9 protein-coding genes are annotated in these 6181 nt (G+C 62.3%); all 9 read left to right on the forward strand.

Translation table 11 applies throughout. From position 1 onward, the window contains the following. The first annotated feature begins 24 nt into the window (after positions 1-24). The 9 genes from JQ574_RS29895 to JQ574_RS29935 all read left to right on the forward strand — a co-directional run bounded on the left by JQ574_RS29895 (position 25) and on the right by JQ574_RS29935 (position 5971). A complete protein-coding gene (locus JQ574_RS29895) occupies positions 25-678 on the forward strand; it encodes a glutathione S-transferase family protein (RefSeq protein ID WP_212213106.1) in 654 nt (217 codons plus the stop codon). Further along, positions 679-1047 (forward strand): nuclear transport factor 2 family protein, encoded by a 369-nt coding sequence (locus JQ574_RS29900; protein ID WP_212213104.1) that lies wholly within the window; start codon positions 679-681, stop codon positions 1045-1047. 282 nt (positions 1048-1329) lie between these two features. Then, on the forward strand, positions 1330-1746 hold the full coding sequence (locus JQ574_RS29905; protein ID WP_212213102.1) for a YciI family protein: 417 nt from the start codon (positions 1330-1332) through the stop codon (positions 1744-1746). A gap of 128 nt (positions 1747-1874) precedes the next feature. Further along, a complete protein-coding gene (locus JQ574_RS29910) occupies positions 1875-2300 on the forward strand; it encodes a YciI family protein (RefSeq protein WP_212213100.1) in 426 nt (141 codons plus the stop codon). Positions 2301-2414: 114 nt separating this feature from the next. Continuing rightward, complete coding sequence (locus tag JQ574_RS29915; protein WP_212213098.1) at positions 2415-3143, forward strand: TetR/AcrR family transcriptional regulator; 729 nt, start codon at positions 2415-2417, stop codon at positions 3141-3143. A 106-nt stretch (positions 3144-3249) separates the two neighbouring features. Then, positions 3250-3735 carry a DUF2852 domain-containing protein gene (locus JQ574_RS29920; RefSeq protein WP_211999528.1) on the forward strand — a complete coding sequence of 162 codons (486 nt, stop codon included), beginning with the start codon at positions 3250-3252 and terminating at the stop codon, positions 3733-3735. 179 nt (positions 3736-3914) lie between these two features. Beyond that, positions 3915-4226, forward strand: coding sequence for a type II toxin-antitoxin system HigB family toxin (locus JQ574_RS29925; RefSeq protein ID WP_212213273.1), 312 nt, complete (start codon positions 3915-3917; stop codon positions 4224-4226). Beyond that, positions 4223-4609, forward strand: coding sequence for a type II toxin-antitoxin system HigA family antitoxin (locus tag JQ574_RS29930; protein ID WP_212213096.1), 387 nt, complete (start codon positions 4223-4225; stop codon positions 4607-4609). The genes JQ574_RS29925 and JQ574_RS29930 overlap by 4 nt, the downstream gene beginning before the upstream one ends. 594 nt (positions 4610-5203) lie before the next feature. After that, positions 5204-5971, forward strand: a complete 768-nt coding sequence (locus tag JQ574_RS29935) for a serine acetyltransferase (RefSeq protein ID WP_212213259.1) — start codon at positions 5204-5206, stop codon at positions 5969-5971. Positions 5972-6181 lie beyond the last annotated feature (210 nt).

Consider the following 6181-nt stretch of genomic DNA (forward strand, 5'->3'; position numbering starts at 1 on the left):
CGTGCCTCAACATCCGGAGCTTAGATGTCGCTGACGTTGCATTTCCACCCGCTGGCGTCGTTCTGCTGGAAGGCGCTGATTGCGCTCTATGAGAACGGCGTCCCGTTCACGCCGAAGCTGGTCGATCTCGGCAATCCGGCCGAACGCGCCGCACTGCTGCAACTATGGGGAATCGGAAAATTTCCGGTGCTGCAGGACGATGCCAGGGGCGAGATCGTCCCGGAATCGAGCATCGTGATCGAATATCTCGATCGCCATTATCCCGGACGTACGCGTTTGATTCCGGCTGACGCTGACAGGGCCCTGCAGACCCGGCTGCGCGACCGCTTCTTCGATCTCTATGTGCATTTGCCGATGCAGAAGATCATGCTCGACCGGCTTCGCCCTGAAGGGAGGAAGGACCCCCACGGCGTCGAGGAGGCGCGCACGCAGCTGCGCACGTCATACGCGATGATCGAACGGCAGATGGCCGGCGGAGCCTGGGCAATGGGCGAAGATTTCAGCCTCGCCGACTGCGCCGCGGCGCCGTCGCTGTTCTACGGCGGCATGGCGCTGCCGTTCGGCGACAGCGAGACAAACCTTGCCGCCTATCTCGAGCGTCTGAGGGCGCGGCCGTCCTTCACACGGGTGCTGAAGGAGGCCGAGCCCTATTTCAACATGGTGCCGAAGGAGGGCTGAATGAGCTCCGCAAGCAAGACCGGGATCATCCGCAACCTGTTCGCCGCCTATTTGGCGAACGACCGCGCGGCGGTCGAGGCCGCCTTCACCGACGATTTCCGTTTCACCAGCCCCTATGACGACGAAATCGACAAGGCGACCTATTTCGAGCGGTGCTGGCAGAACAGCGACTGGATCGAACGACAGGATCTCGAGCGGATCATGGTCGAGGGCGAGGCGGCGTTTGTGACCTATCGATGCGTCGCCAAGGAAGGCAAGAGTTTCCGCAATACGGAGTCCTTCGCTTTCGCCGGCGACAGGATCAGGCGCATCGACGTCTATTTCGGCGCGACCTATCAGAACGGCGTTTTTGTTAAGCAGCAGGGCTAGAGGCGCCGGACAGGCGATCGGCGATTGAGCGTGCGCCCCCGCGACGTTCCCCGAACGCGATGCAGCGTGTAACGCTGCTTCGCTGATTCGGGGTCCATTCCCTCAACGCGATGGATTGACCCCGGGTCGGCAGCGCACCAAGCGAAGCGGCTTGCTGCGCAGCGCCCGGGGCAAGCCTGCAAAATAATTTTCACCGACATGTCGGTGCCGCAAAGCCCGGTTCGTCATGTTGACGAGCGATGGTACCGGCCGACCGGCCAGACAGACAAACGGAGCGAAACGATGCGATTCATGGTGATTGTGAAGGCCAGCAAGGATACCGAAGCCGGCGTGATGCCGAGCACGGAGATGCTGACCGCCATGGGCAAGTTCAACGAGGAACTGGTCAAGGCCGGCATGATGGAGGCGGGCGAGGGGCTGCATCCATCTTCGAAAGGCGCACGGGTCAAATATCAGGGCGGAGAGGGTAGCGCCGTCAAAGGGCCGTTCCCCCTGACCAGCGATCTCGTCGCCGGCTTCTGGCTGATCAACGCCAAATCGCTCGACGAGGCGATCGCGTGGATGAAGCGCGCGCCGTTCGACGGCGGCGCCGAGATCGAAATCCGCCAGGTGTTCGCGGCCGAGGATTTTGGCGAGGCCTTCACCCCCGAACTGCGCGAGCAGGAAGATCGCCTGCGCGCGCAGGCGGGGAAGAAATGACGAAGTCATTCCGGGGCAGCCCGCAGGGCTGAACCCGGAATCTCGAGATTCTCCGATGTGCAATTGCACATCGGAGTTCGCGCTTCGCGCGCCCCGGAATGACAGCTTCCAAAACAGGAAACCCCACCATGCGATTCATGATGCTGATGATCCCCCTGGGCTATGAAACCGCGGCGCCGGATGTGCAGCTCGATCGCGAGCGCGTCACGGCGATGATGAAATACAATGAGGCGCTGAGTGAAGCCGGAGTCCTGATCGCGCTCGACGGGTTGCACCCGCCGTCGATGGGCGCGCGGGTGTCGTTTGCATCCGGCAAGCCCATCGTCACCGACGGTCCCTTCACCGAGGCCAAGGAAGTGCTTGGCGGCTACTGGATGATCGACGTCGCATCGCGCGAGGAGGCGATCGCCTGGGCCAAGAAGTGCCCGGCTTCCGAGAACGAGATCATCGAAATCCGCCAGGTGCAGGAGATGTCCGATTTCTCGGAGGAAGTGCAGCAGGCAGCCAAAGGCTTCGAAGAGTTGCAGAAGGGAAATGCGCACAAGGCGCGGTGAGGCGCTGGAACCTCGGCTTGCGCCGCTTGTGGAGCCACGCATTTCCGCCCGTTAACCTTCCTGAACGCCCAAAATAAGTGACCTTTATAGCCAACTCATGTAAAAGCCTTTCACATGAGTTGGCGCAAAGAACCCCGCCGCCCCGAGCGCGGCTATCATCACGGCAATCTGAAAGAAGCGTTGCTGCAGGCGGCGCTTGGCCTGATCGCCGAAAAGGGCGCGGCCGGTTTCACTTTTGCCGACGCCGCGCGGATGGCCGGCGTCAGCCCGGCGGCGCCCTACCGGCATTTTCGCGATCGCGACGAATTGCTGTCCTCGATCGCGCAGCGCGGCTTCGAGCAGTTCGAGGCGCTCTTGCTGCAAGCCTGGGACGACGGTCGCCCCGACACCGTCACGGCGTTCGAGCGGCTGGGCAAAGCCTATCTGGCATTCGCGCGCAATGAGCCGGCGTTCTACTCGGCGATGTTCGAATCCGGCCTTCCGGTCGATCTTAGTCCGACACTGCAGGCGGCGAGCGAACGCGCCTTCGCCGTGATCAGGGCGGCAGCCGAGCGTCTCGCCGCGCTGGTGCCGCCGGGCATGCCGCGGCCGCCCGCGATGATGATGGCGCTGCACATCTGGTCGATGTCGCACGGCGTGGCGTCGCTGTTTGCGCGGGGCGATGCGGCGCGCCGCAAGCTGCCGATGTCGGCCGAGGATCTCCTGGAAGCCGAAGTGCTGATTTATCTGCGCGGGCTCGGCTTCCCGACCGATCGCAGGGCTGCAGCGAAAGACCCGGCGAGCGAGAAGCCGTCCGGCCCGCCGCCGGTTCCGCCGGCCGGCCCCTGGGGCTCTCCAAAATAATTTACCGGCGGCCACTTGCCGCCCGCTTGACAAAAAACGTGGATGGTTTAGGTATGTAAATGTTATTTACATTCACAACGGCGTGATCGCCGTCATGGAGAGGGAAATGGCCTACACCGCAGATGTCAATCGATGGCGCGGCCCCGCTGAAGAAACCAGTCGGCCCCCGCATATGCTGGATAGCCCCTGGCATCCTGGCTGGATCGCCGTAACCATCCTCGGCTTCATCATCTGGTGGCCGATCGGGCTTGCCCTTCTCTTTTTCACACTCGGGAGCAGAAAAATGGGTTGCTGGAGTCACCAGGATCGCTGGCAGAACAAGATGGAGCGGATGCAGTACAAGATGGACCGGATGCGCGGCCGCATGGAGCGCCGTGGTTTCGGCTTCGGCGGTTTCGGCCCTCCCTCGAGCGGTAACCGCGCCTTCGACGAATACCGCACCGAAACGCTGCGGCGCCTCGAGGAAGAGCAGGTCGAATTCCGCGACTTCCTCGATCGCCTGCGTCACGCCAAGGACAAGGAAGAGTTCGACCAGTTCATGGCGCAGCACAAGCCGCGTCCGACCCCGCCGAACGATCAGCCGCAAAGCTGAACTTGAGCTAACGCCTCGGGCGATGTGCCCCCATAGCGCCTGAAGGCTAACGAGCCGCCCGTTTGTGATCAGCACAGACGGGCGGTTTGCTTTATGCGGATACGCGGCGTCTTGCAGCCGCCTTCGCCCCGGTACCGGGGCGAGTTGTCACCAAATTGGTGACATGATATGACTTGGCGATGCAGGTGATCGCCCGTCGGACGCTGAGGGAATTCTGGGCGCGTTACCCGCATGCGGAGGGCCCGATTCGAGCGTGGTTCGCGATTGTCGCCAAGGCACGATGGAAGGGGCCGGCCGAGATAAAGCGGCAGTTCGGAGCTACCGTCGATTTCGTGGGCGACAACCGGGTCATCTTCGATCTCGGCGGCAACAAATACCGGTTGATCGTTCACGTTTCCTTTGCGTTCGGACGCGTCCTCGTGAAGTTCATCGGTACACATGCTGAATATGATCGTATCGATCCGGAGACCGTGTCTTGGCGAAGAAAATGATCCGTCCGATTCGTACCGAAACCGAATACGACGAGGCGCTCGAAGAAATCGAGCGGTACTTCGAAAACGAACCGAAGCCGGGCACGCCGGAGGCGGATCGCTTCGATCTTCTCGCGCTGATCGTCGAGGACTACGAACGCAAGCGCTGGCCAATCGACCCGCCCGGGACGATTGAGGCGATCCGCTATCGCATGGAAACGGGCGGCTATACCCAAGCCGATCTCGGGCGTCTGCTCGGCTCACGGCAGCGCGCATCGGACATCCTGACCAGAAAGCGTGCCCTCACGATGCGGATGGCCTGGAAGCTGCATCACGAGTGGAACATTCCTGCGGAAGCCCTGATCACGCCGCCGCGAACCCGCGGACGAAAGTCAGTGGCGTAGGCCCGCAGGCCATAGCAACGAACTGCTGCAGGATGAATGCGGTGGGATCGCTCGCTGGCGCGATGGCGTCCAGCGTATGCCAACCAGCCGGCCCGCCGCTTGATCTGGCCGTTGAGGCGCTCAGCGGCGGTTACCCTATGCGCCGGCGCGGCGTCGCCCGGGTTTGGTTGCGGCCATCTCGCAGAGATGCCACTGTAAGAAAACAGGGCCGATATGTCATACTCCGCCTCATGACCACGAAATTACTTCAGGACGCAATGCGACGTGTCGAGGCTTGGCCAGAGGCTGCCCAGGTGGAGCTTGCCGAGCTTGCGCTGGAAATCGACGCGGGATTTTCCGGGGAAGACTATCGCGCCACTCCCCCCGCGCAGAGATTGAGCGTGGCCTGAAGGATGCTGGCGAAGGACGCTTTGCAACGGACGAGCAAGTTAGGGCCGCGTTTGATAAGTTTCGTCGTGCATGAAGGTCGTCTACACCGAGGAGGCGCTCCGCAACCTCGATGATATCAGCGACTACATCCGCCAAAACTATCCGACCATGGCGCAGTCCCCTGGACGACCTATATTTCGAGCCGGCGCAACTGAGGTGATGGCGATGATCCAGAACCAGGTTCTACCAGTCGACCAGATCTGGCGATCCCTCCGCCGCGAGGCGGAAAGCGTCCTCGCCAGCGATCCGCTGTTCGGCGCTTCGCTGTCATCAGCGATCCTCGATCATGCCGATTTCAGTCGCGCGCTCGCCCATCAGATCGGCGAACGGCTCGGCAAGACCGCTGATGACCGCGAGCTGTTCGCACGTGTGGCCCGTGAGGCCTTTCATGCCGCGCCCGACCTGATCGATGCGGCAAGCCGCGATCTGCAAAGCATTGCCGTTCACGATCCTGCGACCAAAGGGCTGCTGCCGCCGCTGCTCAACTTCAAGGGCTACGTCGCGCTGCAGGCCTGGCGCGTGTCCAACTGGCTCTGGCGTAACGAGCGAACCGATCTCGCCTTGTTGCTGCAAAGCCTGTCGTCGGATTCCCTGCAGGTCAGCATCCATCCCACCGCCTCGATCGGCGTCTCGGTGTTTCTCGATCACGCGACCGGCATCATCGTCGGTGCCTTCGTTGTCATCGGCGACGAGGTGACGATCCTGCAAAACGTCACCATCGGCCGGAAGCAGGCGCTGCCGGGCCGTGCGCCTCGGATCGGCCGCGGCGTGCTGCTCAGCACCGGCGCCACGATCCTGGGCGATGTCAGCATCGGCGACTTCGCCAAGATCGGCGCCGGCGCGCTCATCGAGCAAGACGTGCCGGCCGGATGCACCGCCGTCGGCATGCCGGCGCGGCTCGTCAATTGCGCCGAGGCGGGGCTGCCGGCGTGAGCTGCGTCGCTCCTCGCGCAAGCACAATCTCGGACGCCGGCCGCGACAAAACGACCCGACGGGCAAATCAGTTCTGATTTGCGGAAATCGTGTCAAGTAGAAAGTTTCTGTAAATCAAAAATATTTCTGTTGCCGGCCGACCCAAATCAGTGCGCATCTATCGCCATCCCGTCCTGGTCAGAAGGGCGTCGGCCGTCGTCACGGACGTTG

Source organism: Bradyrhizobium sp. AUGA SZCCT0158, from assembly GCF_018130065.1.
Lineage (GTDB): Bacteria > Pseudomonadota > Alphaproteobacteria > Rhizobiales > Xanthobacteraceae > Bradyrhizobium.